The following is a 17,598-nucleotide window of genomic DNA, read 5'->3' on the forward strand; positions in this document are numbered from 1 at the left end:
CAGAGCTAGTTGTCTTCGCAAAAACGGGCGACGGTGGTGGCTATCGCCCCCTGCGTTCGCAGGAACGACAGCGGAGATCACCCCCTTGCCGCGCGGTCCTTTTCGTTTTGCGCCTTGATCGAGTCGCGCGCCGCGTTCCAGTCGTCGTCGCTCCAGTCGCGCAGCTGATAGAAATTGCCGCCCATCGCGAGCGCCTGCGCGCCGTCCATGGCGATGGTTTCGCCGTTGATCCAGTCGCAGCCACCGGAGATCAGGAACACCGCGAGGTTCTGCAACTCCTCCATGGTGCCGACCCGGCCCATCGGGTTCTGCGCCCGGGTGCGCGCGCCGGCCTCGTCGCCGGGCTTGATGCGCTTGCTCATGCCCTCGGTCGGGATTTCACCGGGTGCAATCGTGTTGAGGCGGATGCCGTGTTTGCCCCATTCGACCGCCAGCGACATCGTCATGGCGTGGATCGCCGATTTGCTCATCGCCGACGGCACCACATAGGGCGAGCCGTTGCGCACCCAGGTCACGGTGATCGACACCACATTGCCGGGCAGCTTGGCGGCGATCCAGCGCCGTCCGACCGCATGCGTCACATAGAAAGTGCCATGCATCACGATGTTGGCGACGGCATCGAAGCCGCGCGGCGAGAGCTCTTCCGACCGCGAGATGAAATTTCCGGCAGCGTTGTTGATGAGATCGGTGAGGGGACCTTCGGTCCAGATCGCTTCGATCATTTCGTCGACGGCCATCGCATTGCGGATGTCGACGCCGTGGCTGATCACACGCCCGCCATGAAGGTCCATCAATTCGGTCGCGGTCTCATCGCACACGATTTTGCGGCGACCGCAGATGTGGACCTCGGCTCCCAGTTGGAGAAATCGTGCGGCCATGGACTTGCCGAGGCCGGTGCCGCCTCCGGTCACGAGAATGCGCCGCCCGGCGAGAAGCTGATCGTTGAACATCGTTTCCACCCACGGGGATTGTCTGTTAATTGGTCGATTGACTAAAACCGGACAACACCGTTCTGTAAAGCCGCAACTGAAGATATCAGCGAGGAGATTTTTCATGGAGCAACGCGTTTCGATCTCGATTTCGGACGGCATTGCCGATGTCCGGCTGGTGCGGGCCGACAAGATGAACGCGCTCGATGCCGCGATGTTTGAGGCGCTGGTGGCCGCAACCGAGCGGCTTGCCCATGAAAAAGGCGTTCGAGCGGTAGTATTGTCCGGGGAGGGGCGGGCGTTTTGCGCCGGTCTTGATATGGGACGCTTCGCCGCGATGAAGGAAAACGGCGGTAACGGGATCGCCGGTGGCGAGAAACGGGACCTGTCTGCACGCACGCATGGGCTTGCGAACTTTCCGCAACAGGCGGTCTGGGGCTGGCGGCAGCTTCCGGTGCCTGTCATCGCCGCGATCCAGGGCGTGGCGTTCGGTGGCGGGTTCCAGCTCGCGCTCGGTGCCGACATGCGCTTCCTCACGCCGGACGCGCGGATGTCAATCATGGAGATCAAATGGGGCCTGGTGCCCGACATGGCCGGCACGCCCATTCTCGCGAGCCTCGTCCGTGACGATATCCTGCGCGACCTCACCTATACCGGCCGCATCTTCTCGGCGCAGGAAGCCATGAGCTATGGCCTCGCGACGCGGATCTGCGACGATCCGCTTGCAGCGGCCCTCGAGGTCGCGCGTGAAATCGCCGGCAAGAGCCCGGATGCGATCCGCGCCGCCAAGCGCATGTTGAACAATTTGTCCGTCGATCCCGGTCCGGCGCTGCTTGCCGAATCCATCGAGCAGCAGAAGTTGCTGGGCAGCCCCAACCAGACCGAGGCGGTGCGTGCCAACATGGAAAAACGCGCGCCGCGGTTTGCGGAAGCTTAACCACGTTCCGTCATGGCCGGGCTTGTCCCGGCCAGCCACGTCTTCTTGTCCGACAACAGAAGTAAGACGCGGATCACCGGGGCATCTAGCGCGAAGACGCACTTCTGCCCGGTGATGACGATAGTAAGAGCGTCTTTCAATAAAGAAGAACAAGGCAATGACCGACTCCTCTCCCTTCCTCGGCATCATCAGCGGCCCGCGCAGGCGCGGCCACGACGAGATTGCCGATCGCGCCGACCGCATTGCCAGCGGCTTGCAAAAACTCGGCGTCAAGCAGGGTGACAGCGTCGCCACGCTGATGCGCAATGATATCGCCTTCATCGAGGCGGCCTATGCCGCGATGCGGCTCGGTGCCTATGGCGTGCCGGTCAACTGGCACTTCAAGCCGGAAGAGATCAATTATGTGCTGAAGGATTCCGGCACTTCGGTGCTGATTGCGCATGCCGACATGCTGCACCAGTTGCGCGAGGCGATCCCGCAAGGCGTCACTGCGCTCAGCGTGCCGACGCCACCGGAAATCCTCGCCAACTACAAGATCAACCCCGATCACCTCACCACGCCCGACTTTGCGATCAATTTCGAATCCTGGCTGAAGCAGCACCCGCGCTATGACGGGCCGGCGGTGCCGCAGCCGCAGAACATGATCTACACTTCGGGCACGACAGGCCATCCCAAGGGCGTGCGCCGCTTTGCCCCGACACCGGAACAGAGCGCCAACGCCGAACGTATGCGCAGCCTGATCTACGGCCTCAAGCCGGGCGCCCGCGCGCTGCTTCCGGGGCCGTTGTATCATTCCGCGCCGAACTCGTTCGGCCTGCGCGCCGGCCGCCTCGGCGGCGCGCTGGCGATCATGCCGCGCTTCGATGCGGAAGAATTTTTGCGCGTGGTCGAGACCGAGAAGATCGACACCATCTTCATGGTGCCGACCATGTTCATCCGCCTGATGAAGCTGCCGGTGGAGGTCCGCAAGAAATACGACATGTCCTCGCTACGCCACATCATCCATGCCGCTGCGCCCTGTCCGGCCGACGTCAAGCGCGCGATGATCGAATGGTGGGGGCCGATCATTTACGAGTTCTACGGTTCGACCGAATCGGGTGCCGTCACCTTTGCCACTTCCGAAGATGCGCTGAAAAAGCCCGGCACCGTCGGCAAGATTTCGCCCGGCGCGGAATTACGCTTCATCGGCGACGACGGCAAGGAACTGCCACAGGGCGAGATCGGCGAAATCTATTCGCGCATATCAGGCAACCCTGATTTCACCTATCACAACAAGCCGGAAAAGCGCGCCGAGATCGATCGCGACGGCTTCATCACCTCGGGCGATGTCGGCTACATCGACGCCGACGGCTACGTCTTCATCTGCGACCGCAAGCGCGACATGGTGATTTCGGGCGGCGTCAACATCTATCCGGCCGAGATCGAAGCCGCGTTGCATGCAATCCCTGGCGTGCATGACTGCGCAGTGTTCGGTATTCCCGACGCGGAGTTCGGCGAGGCGCTGATGGCCGTGGTGGAGCCGCAGCCGGGCGTGACGCTCGACATCGCCTCCGTCCGCGCCCAGCTCAAGATATCGCTGGCTGACTACAAGGTGCCGAAACACATCGAAATCCAGGCCAACCTGCCGCGGGAAGATTCCGGCAAGATCTTCAAGCGCCGCCTGCGCGATCCCTATTGGGAGCGGGCGGGGCGGAGGATTTAGGTATCTCGTCGTCCCTGCGAACGAACGCAGGGATCCATAACCACAGGCTGCGGCGCTCGCGAAAGGTCTCGCCCAGCGTGCCCTAAAGAGACGACATGGAGTATGGGTCCCTGCGAACGTTCGCAGGGACGACGCCAGGCAAGCCGCCAATCTTTATCTTGCACTGCGGCAAAAAAATTGCACACTCGGAATTGCCGGGCAATTTCTGAGGTGGCCAGCCAATGTCTTCCCAGACCATGCCTCCCGAGATCGAGGTCCGGTTCAACCGTACCGAGGAAACGCTGGCGCTGGAGGAGGATGCCCGGCTGCGGACCGATATCCGCCTGCTCGGGCGGATTCTCGGCGACACCGTGCGGGACCAGGAAGGCGCCGAGGTGTTCGACCTTGTCGAACGCATCCGGCAGACCTCGATCCGGTTCCATCGCGACGAGGACAAGCTGGCGCGGCGGGAGCTGGAGACGATCCTCGACAGCATGTCGACCAGCGATACCGTGCGCATCGTCCGCGCCTTCAGCTATTTCTCTCATCTCGCCAACATCGCCGAAGATCAGAACAACATCCGTCAAATGCGCGGGCGTGGCGCCGGCGGGCCGCGGCCGAGCACGCTGACGCAGACCCTGGCCCACGCAAAGACGGCCGGCTTCAGCGCCGCCGACCTGCGCCGCTTCTTTGGGGAGGCCCAGGTCAGTCCGGTGCTGACCGCGCACCCCACCGAAGTTCGCCGCAAGAGCACGATCGACCGCGAGATGGAAATCGCCGGATTGCTCGACCGTCGCGAGCGGGTGCAGCTCACGCCGGAAGAGGTTGAGGCCAGCGCCGAGCAGTTGCGCCGTGCCGTGCTGACGCTGTGGCAGACCAATCTGCTGCGCAGGACCAAGCTGACCGTGCTCGACGAAGTCGCCAACGGCCTGTCATTCTACGACTACACCTTCCTGCACGAGGTGCCGCGGCTGCACTGCGCACTGGAAGACCGGCTGAACCAGGAGGAGGGCGGCACGCCCGGCGAGCTGGCGTCGTTCCTGACCATGGGAAGCTGGATCGGCGGCGACCGCGACGGCAATCCGTTCGTCACCGCCGACGTCATGCGCGGTACCTTGCGGCTGCAGTCGAGCCGGGTGATGAACTTCTATCTGGAGGAGTTGCACGTCCTCGGCTCGGAACTGTCGCTGGCGGCGCATCTTGCCGACGTCTCCGACGAATTGCGCGCGCTGGCCGGGCGCTCGCCCGACAAATCGCCGCATCGGAGCGGCGAACCGTATCGGCTGGCGGTGTCCGGCATCTATGCCCGGCTGACTGCGACCGCGGTGCGGCTGGAGGTTGAAACCACGCGCCGGCCGGTCGGCGAGGCCGCGCCCTATGCAAGCGTGAAGGAATTCAAGGCCGATCTCGACGTGCTCGAGCGTTCATTGATTGCGAACAATTCCGGCGTCATCGCGCGCGGACGGCTGCGGTCGTTGCGCCGGGCCGTGGATTGTTTCGGCTTCCATCTCGCCCGGCTCGACATCCGGCAGAATTCCGCGGTGCATGAACGCACGGTGGCGGAGTTGCTCGACGCCGCGACTCCCGGCACGTCCTACCTCGCGCTCGGCGAAGAGGCCCGCGTTGCGCTGTTGGCGGGCGAATTGCGCAACCCGCGGCCGCTGGCGTCGTCCTTTGTCAAATACAGCGAGGAGACGCTGGGCGAACTCGCGGTGTTTCACGCCGCAGCCGAGGCGCACGCCAAGTTCGGCGCCGACGTGATCCACCAATGCATCATCTCCATGTGCAAGGGGATGTCCGACATGCTGGAGGTGGCGCTGTTGCTGAAGGAGGTCGGCCTCGTCAATCCCTCCGGTCGCAGCGCCATCAATATCGTGCCGCTGTTCGAGACCATCGAGGATTTGCAGGCGTCATCCGGCATCATGGACCAGATGCTGTCGCTGCACGATTATCGCCGGCTGGTGGACAGCCGCGGCGGCATCCAGGAAGTGATGCTCGGCTATTCCGACAGCAACAAGGATGGCGGCTTCGTCACCTCGGGCTGGGAGCTCTACAAGGCCGAAATCGAGCTTGTCGAGGTGTTCGAACGCCACCATGTGCGCTTGCGGTTATTTCACGGCCGTGGCGGATCGGTCGGCCGCGGCGGCGGCCCGAGCTATGACGCCATCATCGCGCAGCCCGGCGGCGCCGTGAACGGCCAGATCCGCATCACCGAGCAGGGCGAAATCATCTCGAGCAAATATTCCAACCCCGAGGTCGGCCGCAGCAATCTGGAAATCCTGGCCGCTGCCACGCTGGAGGCAAGCCTGCTGCATCCGCGGCAGAGCGCGCCGCGCAAGGAATATCTGACCGCGATGGAGCAATTGTCCGCCTTGGCATTCAAGGCGTATCGCGGGCTGGTCTACGAGACCGACGGCTTTGCCGATTATTTCTGGGGCTCGACCGTCATCACCGAAATCTCGACGCTCAACATCGGCAGCCGCCCGGCGTCGCGCAAGAAGACCCGCGAGATCGAGGACCTCCGCGCGATTCCCTGGGTGTTCAGCTGGGCGCAGTGCCGGCTGATGCTGCCGGGTTGGTACGGGTTCGGCTCCGCAGTCGAGACCTGGATTGCGGAACATCCGGAGCAGGGCATGCCACTCCTGCAGGAACTCTATCGCGAATGGCCGTTCTTCCGCACGCTGTTGTCGAACATGGACATGGTGCTGGCGAAAAGCTCGATCGCGATCGCCTCGCGTTACGCCGAACTGGTGCCCGACGTGAAATTGCGCGAAAGCATTTTTGGGCGCATCCGGCGCGAATGGCATTCGTCGATCGAGACGCTGCTCGACATCATGGGGCACGAACGGCTGCTGCAGGGCAACCCGCTGCTGGAACGATCGATCCGCAACCGCTTCCCCTATCTCGACCCGCTCAACCACGTGCAGGTGGAATTGCTGAAGGAGCACCGCGCGCAGAACCCGGACGAGCAGGTGCTGCGCGGGATTCAGCTCACGATCAACGGGATTTCGGCAGGGTTGCGGAATAGCGGGTGAGGGACGCCACTCGCTCCACCGTCGTCCCGGCGAACGCCGGGACCCATACCGCGTGATCTATCAGTAAGGCAGGATGGGAGAGACCATCCTCCAACAACAGGACCCTGTGGTTATGGGTCCCCGCGTGCGCGGGGACGACTCGTGGTGAGGTCGCAGGTTCAAAAATTATTCGCGCCCTCAGAGCTTCTCACGGCTTCATCGCGCCCTGCGCACTCGTATAAACCGCATACAGCGATGACGAGCCGCAGATATAAAGTCTGTTTCGCTGCTGACCGCCGAAGCACAAATTGGCGACAGTTTCCGGGATGTGGATCTTGCCGAGGAGATCGCCGTCAGGCGTGTAGCAGCGCACGCCGTCCTCATTCGGATCGCCCCAACCTACGGAGCACCAAAGACGCCCGGCGGTGTCGCAGCGCAGCCCGTCGGTAATGCTGGGCTTGGGCATGTCCGCAAAGACCTTGCTGTTCGAAAGCCTTCCGGCCGCGAGATCCACGTCGAACACGCGGATATGCGACGGGTTGTCCGGCCCGTCGGTGAAGCCGGTATCGCAGATATAGAGCTTCTTCTCGTCAGGCGAGAAGCAAAGGCCGTTCGGCTGCACGAAGTCATCGACCACCATCTTGATGTCGCCGGATTTCGGATCCACCCGGTAGACGTTTTTCTTTTCCTGCTCGGCGTCGGCCTTGATGCCCTCGTAAAAGCCGCCGATACCGTAGGCTGGGTCGCAGAACCAGATCGAACCGTCGGCCGCGACGACCGCGTCGTTCGGCGAGTTCAGCTTCTTGCCATTGTATTTGTCGGCGATGATCGTGATCGAGCCGTCGAGTTCGGTCCGGGTGACCCGTCGGCCGCTATGCTCGCAGGTGATCAGGCGTCCTTCCCGATCAATGGTATTGCCGTTCGAGTTCATCGACGGCTGACGGTAAACGCTGAGATGACCGTCATCCTCCGAGAAGCGCATGATGCGGTTATTGGGAATGTCGCTAAACAGAACATATCGCCCAGCCGGAAAGTAGACCGGACCTTCGGCCCAGCGGAATCCGGTGGCGACGCGCTCGACCGCCATGGTGCCGGCGAAGGCCGGAAAGCCTGTCGGCCCGAACGAAACCTTCGGCTTCTTCATCGACTCCAGGCGAGAGTCCGGATAGCGGGCGCCGGGAAGCGGGCCGAGCGGCAGGGGCGGCGATGCCGTTGTTGGCGCGCCGGTCTGGCCGAGCGGCGCGACGGAAGCCGCAGAAGCCGTCTTCATCGTTACCGCGGAGGCGGCGAATGCTGCTGCGCCGGTCAATATCTTGCGACGGTCGAAACCGCCGCGCTGTTGTTGGGGATCGGGAAAGGTCAGCGAGGTTGTCATGATTTCCTCCCAAGTTTTTTTGTTGGAAGGACAACATCGGCCCGCAATCCGGCATAAAGCGGGCGGGCTGTGGTGGAATAATTGGGGTGACGGCGTGCGGCATGGCCGTAGCCCGGATGGAGCGAAGCGCAATCCGGGGCCGACGTTCCCAAATTCCCGGGTTTCGCTGCGCTCCACCCGGGCTACGTATTCCTCAGATCGGATCCCAGGGGAAAATGTCCGCGGAGCGATCGAGCTTGTAGAACGATCCCTTGAGCGCGGGCATGCCATGCTCGGCGATGGTTTGCGGCGTCCAGCCTTCACTCCGCTGCACGGAGCGCAGCGGACGATTCTGGCTGAACAGGAAGATCTCGTTCATCCGTACCCCGAAGATCTGTCCGGTGACGTCCTTGGCGGCGTCGCTGAGCAGATAGGCGCAGACCGGCGCGATCTTCTCCGGCCCCATCTGCTGGATTTTCGCCACGCGTGCCTTCTCCGCCTCGGTCTCGGTCGGGATGGTGCCGATCATGCGGGTCCAGGCGAATGGCGAGACGCAGTTCGAGCGCACGTTGAAGCGGCCCATGTCGAGCGCGATCGACTTCGACAGGCCTACGATGCCGAGCTTGGCGGCGGCGTAGTTGGCTTGGCCGAAATTGCCGATCAGGCCCGAGGTCGAGGTGAAGTGCACGAAGGAGCCGCTCTCCTGTTCGCGGTAAATCCGCGCCGCGGCGTGAGAGACGTAGAACGAGCCCATCAGGTGCACCTTGATGACGGCCTCGAACGCTTCCACGCTCATCTTGTGGAAGATCATGTCGCGCAAAATGCCGGCATTGTTGACCACGCCGTCGAGCCGGCCGAAATGATCGGTCGCGGTCTTCACGATCTTGCTCGCGGGGATCGCTTCCGCCACCGACTCGAAATTGGCGACCGCAGTCCCGCCGCGCTTTTTGATCTCCTCGACCACTTCCTCGGCGGGTGCCGCGCTCGATCCGGCGCCGTCGGCGGCAACGCCGGGATCGTTGACGACGACTTTTGCTCCCTCCGCAGCGCAGAGCAGCGCAATCTCGCGTCCGATGCCGCGGCCTGCGCCGGTGACGATGATGACCTTGTCTTGCAGTGATTTTGCCATTGGACTCTCCTGTTGTCCTCCGTCATTCCGGGGCGCGCGGAGCTGGAATCTCGAGATTCCGGGTCTGGTCCTTCGGACCATCCCGGAATGACGAAGGTGATTACTTCTCGTTCGTAAAGATAATCGTGCCCGATGCCGCGAACATGCCGCCGACACCGTGACAGACCGAGACTTTCGCGTCCTTGACCTGTGCCGGCGCGATGCCGCGCATCTGCCGCACGCTCTCCTGCAGCGCGTACATGCCGTACATGCCGGAATGCATATAGCTCAATCCGCCGCCATTGGTGTTGAGCGGCAGCTTGCCGCCGGAGCGGGTATTGCCGTCGGCGATGAACTTGCCGGTCTCCTCGTGCGGCATGAAGCCGAGATCGCCCAGACCAAAAAGCGGCAGATGCGCAAAGGCGTCGTAGATCATCAGATGATCGACGTCCTTGTGGGCGATGCCGGCTTCGCGGAAGGCGGTCGGGCCTGCGACCTTGAAGGCGCGCGAAGAGTTGAACGTCTCCATCTGGCTGACCATCGGCGTTTCTACGCTTTCGCCGGTGCCAAGGATATACACCGGTTTGTTCGGAAAGTCCTTGGCGCGGTCGGCGGAGGTAAGGATCAGCGCGCCGCCGCCGTCGGTGACGAGGCAGCATTGCAGGATGCGAAATGGATAGGCGATCATCTTCGAATTCAGGACGTCCTCGACCGTGATCGGCGCCTTCATGGTCGCGCGTGGATTCTTCGCGGCCCATTCCCGCTGCGCCACCGCGACCATGGCGATCTGCTCGTGGGTGATGCCGTAGGTCTTCATGTAGCGCAGCACGGGGATCGGGAACATGCTGGGCGGGCCGTAGACGCCGAACGGCGACTCGAACTGGCCGTTCAAACTGTCAGGCGGCGTCGAGCGGGGCAGTTTGCCGATCATCGACTTGCCGCTTTCTGCATGCGTGATCAGCACGGTCTTGCAGAGCCCGGCCTCGATCGCGGCCGCCGCATGGCGGACATGCAGCATGAACGAGCAGCCGCCGACAGACGTGCCGTCGACCCAGGTCGGCGTGATGCCGAGGTAATGGGCGATCTGCTGCGGGGTTTCGACCGCGGTGGCAATGCCGTCGATATCGGACAGTTTCAGCCCGGCATCGGCGATGGCGTTGAGCGCCGCATCGGCGTGCAACTGGATCTGCGACATGTTGGGGATGACGCCGAGCTCGGTGGTTTCGGCTGCGCCGACGACGGCGACGGCATTTTTGCGCATGGTGCTTAACCCTTCGCCGGACGGAACAGGGGAAGAGTGATCTTGTCGTCGAGTTTTTCGAACGCGACTTCGAGCTTCATGTCGAGTTCGAGCGCCTCGGGCGTCTGCGGGCAATCGATGATGTTGCTCATCATGCGCGGACCTTCGTCGAGTTCGACGACCGCGATCGCATAAGGCGGGGTGAAGCCGGGCGCTGCCGGACGGTGGTTGATGACGTAGCTGTAGAGCGTGCCCTTGCCGCTCGCCTTGAAGATCGAGACCTTGCGCGAGGCGCAGGAGGGGCAGAACGGGCGCGGCGGGAAATAGACATTGGCGCAGGCATCGCAACGCTGCAGGCGCAACTCGCCGGCCCGCGTTCCATCCCAGAAATGCTGCGTTTCAGGCGTGGGTTTTGGTTTGGCGCGCGCGGGCTCCGCCATATCGGCTATTCTCCTTGGGGCGCGGGCGTCGGCCCGCATGTTGCGGTCTTGATGCGACATTGACCGATCTCCGTCAACGGTCCCAGCAGCGGTGCTGTCGCATGGCCGCATTCCCTGCGCGTGAGAGCGCTTGTATGCCAGCCCGTCATCGGAGATAGTCCGCGCCACGGTAAATCGCACAGGAAGTAATCAAGAACACCATGCCGAACCATCCGACACTCGCCAGCCTGGCCGCCGACCTCGACACTGGGCGCACCACCGCGCGCAAACTGGTCGAGGCATGTCTCGCAAGGATTGCCGATCCGGCAGGCGAGGGTGCGCGGACCTTCATACACGTCGACAAGGATGCGGCGCTCGCCGCTGCGGATGCGATGGATCATCTGCGGAAAGCCAACGCCGCACTGTCGCCCTATGCCGGCATTCCCGTGTCGATCAAGGACCTCTACGACATCAAGGGGCAGGTGACCCGCGCCGGCTCCCGCGCGCTGGAGGATTCAGCGCCGGCTGAGGCCGATGCGCCTGTGGTGGCGCGGCTGCGCCGGGCGGGCTTCATCGTCATTGGCCGCACCAACATGACCGAATTCGCCTATTCCGGCATCGGCATCAATCCGCATTACGGCACGCCGAAAAGCATCTGGAGTCGCAGCGTCGGCCACGTGCCCGGCGGCTCGTCCTCGGGCGCTGCGGTCTCGATCGCCGATCGCATGGCCCATGGCGCGCTCGGCACCGATACCGGCGGCTCCTGCCGGATTCCGGCGGCTTATAATGGCATCGTTGGCTTCAAGCCGACGCAACGCCGCGTGCCGCTCGACGGCGGCGTGCCGCTGTCTTTCTCGCTCGACAGCTTTGGGCCGCTGGCGCGCAGTGTCAATTGCTGCGCAGTGCTTGACGCCATGCTTGCGGATGAAGCCGTGCAGCCGTTGCAGCCGCGCCCGGTCAAGGGCATGCGGCTGGCGGTGCCGACCACGATCGCGCTGGACGACCTCGACGAAGAGGTCGCAAAGACTTTCGAACGTGCGCTTGAGACGCTGTCGCGGCAGGGCGCGTCGATCGAGCGGATCGAGGTGCCGGAATTTCACGATATCGGCGTCATGAACAGCAAGGGAGGTTTTGCCGCCGCTGAGAGCTACGCCTGGCACCGCTACCTGCTCACCAGCAAAGGCGACGTCTACGACCCCCGCGTGCGCGTCCGCATCCTGCGCGGCGAAGGCATCAGCGCGGCGGACTATATCGACATCCTCAAGGCGCGCCGTTCGTTCATTGCGCGAACGGAACAGCGCATCGCGCCCTATGACGCGCTGGTGCTGCCGACGACGGCAAATGCGCCACCCAGGATAGCCGATCTTGCCGATGACCAGGCCTTCGCCACGCAGAATCTGCGCGCTTTGCGCAACTGCACGCTGATCAACATGCTCGACGGCTGCGCGATCTCGCTGCCGGCACATCGCGAAGGCGAGGTGCCGGTCGGGCTGATGCTGGCCGCCGCGGGCGGATCGGATCGCCGCATCTTCGAACTCGCCGCCGGAATGGAGAACATCATCCGTGTTTGATTTGACCTTCAATGTCGACGACAAGGGTATGTTGACGCCGCTGACGCTTGCGATCGATCAGGCCGTCATCGCCGGCTGGACCGGCCGCGATCCGGTGGCGCGCGACAAGCACATCGCCGAACTCGAAGCGATCGGCATCGCGCGGCCAGCTTCGACGCCGATCTATTACCGCTGCTCGGCGCGGCGGATTACGCAGGCCGACCGCATCGAGGTTTCGGGCGGGGACTCCAGCGGCGAGGTCGAGTTCGTGCTGATCGGCTGGCAAGGCCGGATCTTCGTCGGCTGCGGCTCCGACCATACCGACCGCAAGGTGGAAGCCTACAGCGTCACGGTCTCCAAACAGATGTGCGACAAGCCGGTGGCTTCGGTACTATGGGAGCTCGAGGACGTCATCGCTCACTGGGACAAGATGATCCTGCGATCCTGGGCCGTCATCGACGGCGCGCGCGTGCTGTATCAGGAGGGCACGCTGGACGCCATGCTGCCGGTGAAGGATCTGATCGACCGCGGCTTCGGCGGAAAGGGCCTGCCCGACGGCTGCGCCATGTTCGGCGGCACGTTTGCCGCCAAGGGCGGCATCCGCCCGGCTGATCGCTTCGAGTTCGAACTGGAGGATCCCGTGCTGAAGCGGAAGATCAGTCACGGCTATGACGTGATCACGATGCCGGTGCTGGGTTGATCCTGTCGTCCCTGCGAACGCAGGGACCCATACACCGCGGCACCAATTGTTTTTGAAGACGTTAGCCGTCTCGCTTTATCGATAGGACAACGCGGTATGGGTCCCTGCGTTCGCAGGGACGACGTGGTGAGGGCCTGCCGGAAATCGGGTGGCGAAAGTCCGGGTGGTTTGCGAGACTGCCAGCATGAAAGCAACCGCAAGAAATATCGACCGTTCCCCCGACATCGCCTCCCGCGTCGCTGCCATCGACTGGGCGCAGGCGACCACCGACCTCGACGCGCAGGGCTGCGCCGTCCTGAAGGAATTGCTGTCGCCTGATGAATGCGCTGCACTGGCCGCGCTCTATCCCGATGACAAGAATTTTCGTAGCCGGATCGTGATGGGGCGCCACGGCTTTGGCCGCGGCGAATACAAATATTTTGCCTATCCGCTGCCCGACCTGATCGCGCAGTTGCGGCCCGCGCTCTATGCGCGGCTTTGCGGAACGGCCAATCGCTGGAACGAGACCATGGGGATCGACATCCGTTATCCCGACCGGCACGAAGTGTTTCTGAAGCGCTGCCACGACGCCGGGCAGACGCGGCCGACGCCGCTGCTGCTGCAATATGGCGAGGGCGACTACAATTGCCTGCATCAGGACCTCTATGGCGAGCACGTGTTTCCGCTGCAGGTCGCGATCCTGCTGTCGGAACCGGGGCGAGATTTCGAAGGTGGCGAGTTCGTGCTGACGGAGCAGCGGCCGCGGATGCAGTCGCGGCCCGAGGTGGTTCCGCTCAGGCAGGGCGATGCGGTGGCCTTTGCTGTGCATCATCGGCCGGTGCAGGGGACGCGCGGGCCCTACCGCGTTAATCTGCGCCATGGCGTCAGCCGGATCCGCTCCGGCCACCGCCATACCGTTGGTGTGATCTTCCACGATGCCAAATGAGTGCGGACTGAGTTGACTGCGGATTTGTTCGAGGCCGTTCCGGATGCGCGCCCGTCGCGTGAAGCGATGACGGAGGGCGCTGTCTTGCTGCGCGGATTTGCACGGCCGTTTGAGGGCGAAGTCGTCGCAGCGCTCCGCGAGATCATCGCGCAAGCGCCGTTCCGGCGCATGTTCACGCCCGGCGGTCACCAGATGTCGGTGGCGATGACCAATTGCGGCACCGCAGGCTGGGTCACCGATCACAGCGGGTATCGCTACGACGGTACCGATCCCAATTCCGGGCAGCCTTGGCCGGCGATGCCTGCCGTGTTTTGTCAACTGGCGGAGCAGGCGGCCGCCGCGGGCGGCTTCGACGGCTTTGCGCCGGATGCCTGCCTCGTCAACCGCTACGAGCCCGGCGCTCGCATGTCGCTGCATCAGGACAAGGACGAGCAGGATTTTGCCGCGCCGATCGTCTCGGTATCGCTCGGGTTGCCTGCGATCTTCCTGTTCGGCGGCCTGAAGCGCGCCGACAAGCCGCGCCGCTACCGGCTGGAGCACGGCGACGTCGTGGTCTGGGGCGGCTCGTCGCGGCTGTTCTTTCACGGCGTGGCGCCGCTAGCCGATGGCGAACATGCTGTCATGGGCCGCCATCGCATCAACCTGACTTTTCGAAAAGCGCGATGATCTTTCCTTCTCCCCTTGTGGGAGAAGGTGGCGCGTAGCGCCGGATGAGGGGTTCTCTCCGTGGAGGCAGACCCCTCATCCGTCTCGCATCTGACGATGCGAGCCACCTTCTCCCACAAGGGGAGAAGGCAAGAGGCGTTCCATCGCGGGTTACCTTGGTCTATGCTCCCTCCGCCGGGGGGCTGACATGACCACATCAGAGGTAACGTCCGAGACCAATTCCACCGCCAACAGCACCGGCGTCTATCTCGCCGTGCTGCAGTTCGTGTTCACGCTGGGCTGGACCACTTACGTCATCTACCTGCCAAAGCTGTGCGCAGAGGTCGGGATCGCGCCATCAGCCGTGATCCTCATCCTGATGCTGGATCAGGCGATCTTCACCATCACCGACACCGCAATGGGGATTGCCGCCGACAGGATCGCGCCGTTCGTCGGCAAGCTCGGCGTCTTCGTCGGCGTCCTGACCGCGATCTCCTGCGCGGCCTTTGTCGCGCTGCCGTTTGTGGCCGGCACGGGTCCGGGCGCGCAGGTCTGGTTCATCGGACTGATCCTGATCTGGGTCGTGACGTCATCGGCGCTGCGCGCGCCGCCGCTGACGTTACTCGGCAAATACGGCGCGCGGCCGGCGATCCCGTTTCTGTCGGCGCTGGCGATGCTCGGCTACGGTCTGGCGGGCGCGGTATCGCCCTATCTGGGCGTGGTGCTGCGCAATCACGACCCGCGGCTGCCTTTTGTGATCTCAGGCGCCGTGCTGCTGATCACGACGCTCGCTCTGTCGAAGGTCGAACGTGATCTGGCGCAGGCGCCTCTTGCCGCGAAACCACCGGCGGTGCCCGCCAAATCGCTCGGTCAGGTGCCGATGTTCTTCATCGCCTCGATGGTCATTCTCTCGCTGGGCTATCAACTGCATTTTTCCATCAACAGCACGCCGTTCTTCCTGCGCTTCGCCAAGCCGGATGAGCTGCCATGGCTGATGCCGGTGTTCTGGATCGGCTTCAACATCGCGATGTTTCCGGCCAGCGTGGTGGTCAAGCACCGCGGCGGGCTGATCGTGATGGGAGCGGCCGCATTGTTCGGCGCACTGGCCGTTCTCGGCGCGGAGTACGCCGGTAACCTCAATATGCTGATCGCAGCGCAATTCGTTGCGGGCGCGGCGTGGGGCTGCATGCTGATGGCCGCGGTTTCGGCGGCGCTGGCGATCGGGGAGACCGGCGCCGAGGGCAAGGTGGTGGGGCTCGTCTTCTCCGCGCTGGCGCTCGCGACCTTTGCGCGGATGGCGGCGGTCGCCGGCGGGCTGCAAAAGCTGCCGGAATACGCGCCGCTGCTGCACTGGGCGCCGGTGGCGTGCTGGTCGGTCGCCGGCGCGGGGCTACTGGTGATCGCGGCGTCGCGGATGCAGCGGAGTATGCAAGCCCGGCGGGTCTAGACGTTCTTCGCCGGGTGAATGAACGCCCACGGCGAGACTTCCGAATCAGTCGGCACCTCCACCGAGATAACGTAAGGCCCGCCGTCGGTCAGCGCCTTTTCCAGCGCGGGGCGGAAGTGATCGGGTGACGTCACGCGTGCCGCGCCAACGCCGAAGGATTCTGCGAGCTTGACGAAATCCGGATTGACGAGGTCGGACGCCACCACGCGGCCATCGAAGCGTTCACGCTGGTCGCGGCGCACGTTGCCGTAGGCGTTATTGTTGAACACCAGCGTCACCACGCCGATCTTGAATTGCACGGCGGTCGACAGTTCCTGCACGCCGAACATGAAGCCGCCGTCGCCTGTGATCGCGACCACTGGCCGGTCCGGATTGGCGACCTTGGCGCCGAGCGCGGTCGGGAAGCCAGAGCCGAGCGTGCCCTGATAGCCCGAGGTGATGAAGGTGCGCGGCTCGTAGATCGGAAAGCCGTACCAGGAAGCGAAGCCGACCTGCGACAGCTCGTCGGTGACGATCGCATTGGCCGGCAGCACGTCGCGCAGGATGTTCAGATACGCCATTTGCGGCTGCACCTTCTGGATCTCCTGATGCGCCGCCGCGGTCGCCTCACGGATCTCGCCACGCCGGCCGCTGCTCTTGCTGTAGCCGGCCTTCTTCACCGCCGCCGCCAGATCGGCGGTGCCGGCCCTGGCATCCGCGATCACGGCTGCGTCCGGCGTGAACCGCCGCATCTCGACGGGATCGATATCGATACGAACCGATTTCAGGCCGTCGGGTTGGTAGGGCCAGCGCGACATCGTCGGCAGCTCCAGCCGCGTGCCGATCCCGATCATCAGATCGGTGGTCGGCCACAGCCTGTACGCCGCCGCCATGGTCAGCCCGAGTTCGTGGGCGTTGGAGACGATGCCGCGCCCGCTGCGGAACGCCACCACGGGCGCATCGATCATTTCAGCCAGTTCGAGGATTTCCTCGCGCGCATGGATCGCGCCGCTGCCGACGAAGATCATCGGCCGCTTGCTGGCCTTGATGAGGTCAGCGGCGGCCTTGATACGGTCAGGGTCGGGCTGCGGGGCGGGCAGGGTGTCGAACACCTTTGAAGGGCCGACCTCCGCGCGCTGCGTGAATACGTCCCACGGCATTTCCAGCGATACCGGACCGCGGCGTCCCGACATCATTTCCTGAAACGCGCGCGAGACCATCGCGGGCGCGACGTCGGGATATTCGATGCGGTCGGCCCATTTTACAAACGTGCGCAGCGTCGCGATCTGGTCGGGCATCTCGTGCAGATGGCCGCGGCCCTTGCCGAGAAACGCCGTCGGGACCTGACCGGTCAGGCACAGCACCGGTTCGTTGCAGCCGAATGCAGTGAGCAGGGCCGCGCCCGCATTGAGCACGCCGGGGCCGGGCACCACGCTGAATACGCCGGGGCGCCCCGAGGACCGCGCATAACCAAAGGCCATGTAGCCGCAAGCCTGCTCGTGCCGCGCGCCGATCACCTTCAATTGCGCCTGATGGAAGGCATCGAACAGGCCGTAGGTTTGCGCGCCGGGCAGGCCGAACACCGTATCGACGCCATGCGCGACGAGGCCATTGACGATCGCTTCGCCGCCGGAGGTTGATTTCATCGTTCGGTCCACTCGCTTCTCAGG

At 63.8% G+C, this 17,598-nt stretch carries 14 protein-coding genes; 8 read left to right on the forward strand and 6 right to left on the reverse strand.

The window, feature by feature from the left end; all coding sequences use genetic code 11:
- Positions 1-77 precede the first annotated feature (77 nt).
- Positions 78-950, reverse strand: coding sequence for an SDR family oxidoreductase (locus IVB05_RS15635; RefSeq protein WP_247785237.1), 873 nt, complete (start codon positions 948-950; stop codon positions 78-80).
- A 103-nt stretch (positions 951-1,053) separates the two neighbouring features.
- Between IVB05_RS15635 and IVB05_RS15640 the strand changes: the two genes are divergently transcribed.
- The 3 genes from IVB05_RS15640 (at position 1,054) to ppc (ending at position 6,582) form a co-directional block, all read left to right on the forward strand.
- Positions 1,054-1,866, forward strand: a complete 813-nt coding sequence (locus tag IVB05_RS15640; RefSeq protein WP_247785238.1) for a crotonase/enoyl-CoA hydratase family protein — start codon at positions 1,054-1,056, stop codon at positions 1,864-1,866.
- Positions 1,867-2,023: 157 nt separating this feature from the next.
- Positions 2,024-3,568 carry an acyl-CoA synthetase gene (locus IVB05_RS15645; RefSeq protein WP_247785239.1) on the forward strand — a complete coding sequence of 515 codons (1,545 nt, stop codon included), beginning with the start codon at positions 2,024-2,026 and terminating at the stop codon, positions 3,566-3,568.
- A gap of 221 nt (positions 3,569-3,789) precedes the next feature.
- Complete coding sequence (ppc, locus tag IVB05_RS15650) at positions 3,790-6,582, forward strand: phosphoenolpyruvate carboxylase (protein WP_247785240.1); 2,793 nt, start codon at positions 3,790-3,792, stop codon at positions 6,580-6,582.
- A gap of 187 nt (positions 6,583-6,769) precedes the next feature.
- Here the strand turns inward: ppc and IVB05_RS15655 are convergent, their stop codons facing one another.
- From IVB05_RS15655 to IVB05_RS15670, 4 genes are all read right to left on the reverse strand, one after another.
- Entirely contained in the window at positions 6,770-7,936 is a 1,167-nt protein-coding gene (locus tag IVB05_RS15655; RefSeq protein ID WP_247785241.1) for an SMP-30/gluconolactonase/LRE family protein, read from the reverse strand.
- A gap of 193 nt (positions 7,937-8,129) precedes the next feature.
- Positions 8,130-9,044 (reverse strand): SDR family oxidoreductase, encoded by a 915-nt coding sequence (locus IVB05_RS15660; protein WP_247785242.1) that lies wholly within the window; start codon positions 9,042-9,044, stop codon positions 8,130-8,132.
- A 100-nt stretch (positions 9,045-9,144) separates the two neighbouring features.
- Entirely contained in the window at positions 9,145-10,284 is a 1,140-nt protein-coding gene (locus IVB05_RS15665; protein ID WP_247785243.1) for a thiolase, read from the reverse strand.
- 5 nt (positions 10,285-10,289) lie between these two features.
- Positions 10,290-10,703 (reverse strand): Zn-ribbon domain-containing OB-fold protein, encoded by a 414-nt coding sequence (locus IVB05_RS15670; RefSeq protein WP_247786706.1) that lies wholly within the window; start codon positions 10,701-10,703, stop codon positions 10,290-10,292.
- 200 nt (positions 10,704-10,903) lie between these two features.
- Between IVB05_RS15670 and IVB05_RS15675 the strand changes: the two genes are divergently transcribed.
- From IVB05_RS15675 to IVB05_RS15695, 5 genes are all read left to right on the forward strand, one after another.
- Positions 10,904-12,253, forward strand: coding sequence for an amidase (locus IVB05_RS15675; RefSeq protein ID WP_247785244.1), 1,350 nt, complete (start codon positions 10,904-10,906; stop codon positions 12,251-12,253).
- Entirely contained in the window at positions 12,246-12,932 is a 687-nt protein-coding gene (locus IVB05_RS15680) for a DUF2848 domain-containing protein (RefSeq protein WP_247785245.1), read from the forward strand. Before IVB05_RS15675 ends, IVB05_RS15680 begins: the two co-directional genes overlap by 8 nt.
- A gap of 184 nt (positions 12,933-13,116) precedes the next feature.
- Positions 13,117-13,857: a 2OG-Fe(II) oxygenase gene (locus IVB05_RS15685; RefSeq protein WP_247785246.1), complete on the forward strand. Its 741-nt coding sequence runs from the start codon at positions 13,117-13,119 to the stop codon at positions 13,855-13,857.
- Positions 13,858-13,869: 12 nt separating this feature from the next.
- Complete coding sequence (alkB, locus tag IVB05_RS15690) at positions 13,870-14,523, forward strand: DNA oxidative demethylase AlkB (protein WP_247785247.1); 654 nt, start codon at positions 13,870-13,872, stop codon at positions 14,521-14,523.
- 187 nt (positions 14,524-14,710) lie between these two features.
- On the forward strand, positions 14,711-15,949 hold the full coding sequence (locus tag IVB05_RS15695) for an MFS transporter (protein WP_247785248.1): 1,239 nt from the start codon (positions 14,711-14,713) through the stop codon (positions 15,947-15,949).
- Here IVB05_RS15695 and IVB05_RS15700 read toward each other — a convergent pair.
- Positions 15,946-17,574, reverse strand: a complete 1,629-nt coding sequence (locus tag IVB05_RS15700; RefSeq protein WP_247785249.1) for a thiamine pyrophosphate-dependent enzyme — start codon at positions 17,572-17,574, stop codon at positions 15,946-15,948. The two genes, IVB05_RS15695 and IVB05_RS15700, sit on opposite strands and share 4 nt — an antisense overlap.
- Between the last annotated feature and the right edge of the window lie 24 nt (positions 17,575-17,598).

The sequence above is a fragment of the Bradyrhizobium sp. 170 genome, assembly GCF_023101085.1.
GTDB lineage: Bacteria > Pseudomonadota > Alphaproteobacteria > Rhizobiales > Xanthobacteraceae > Bradyrhizobium.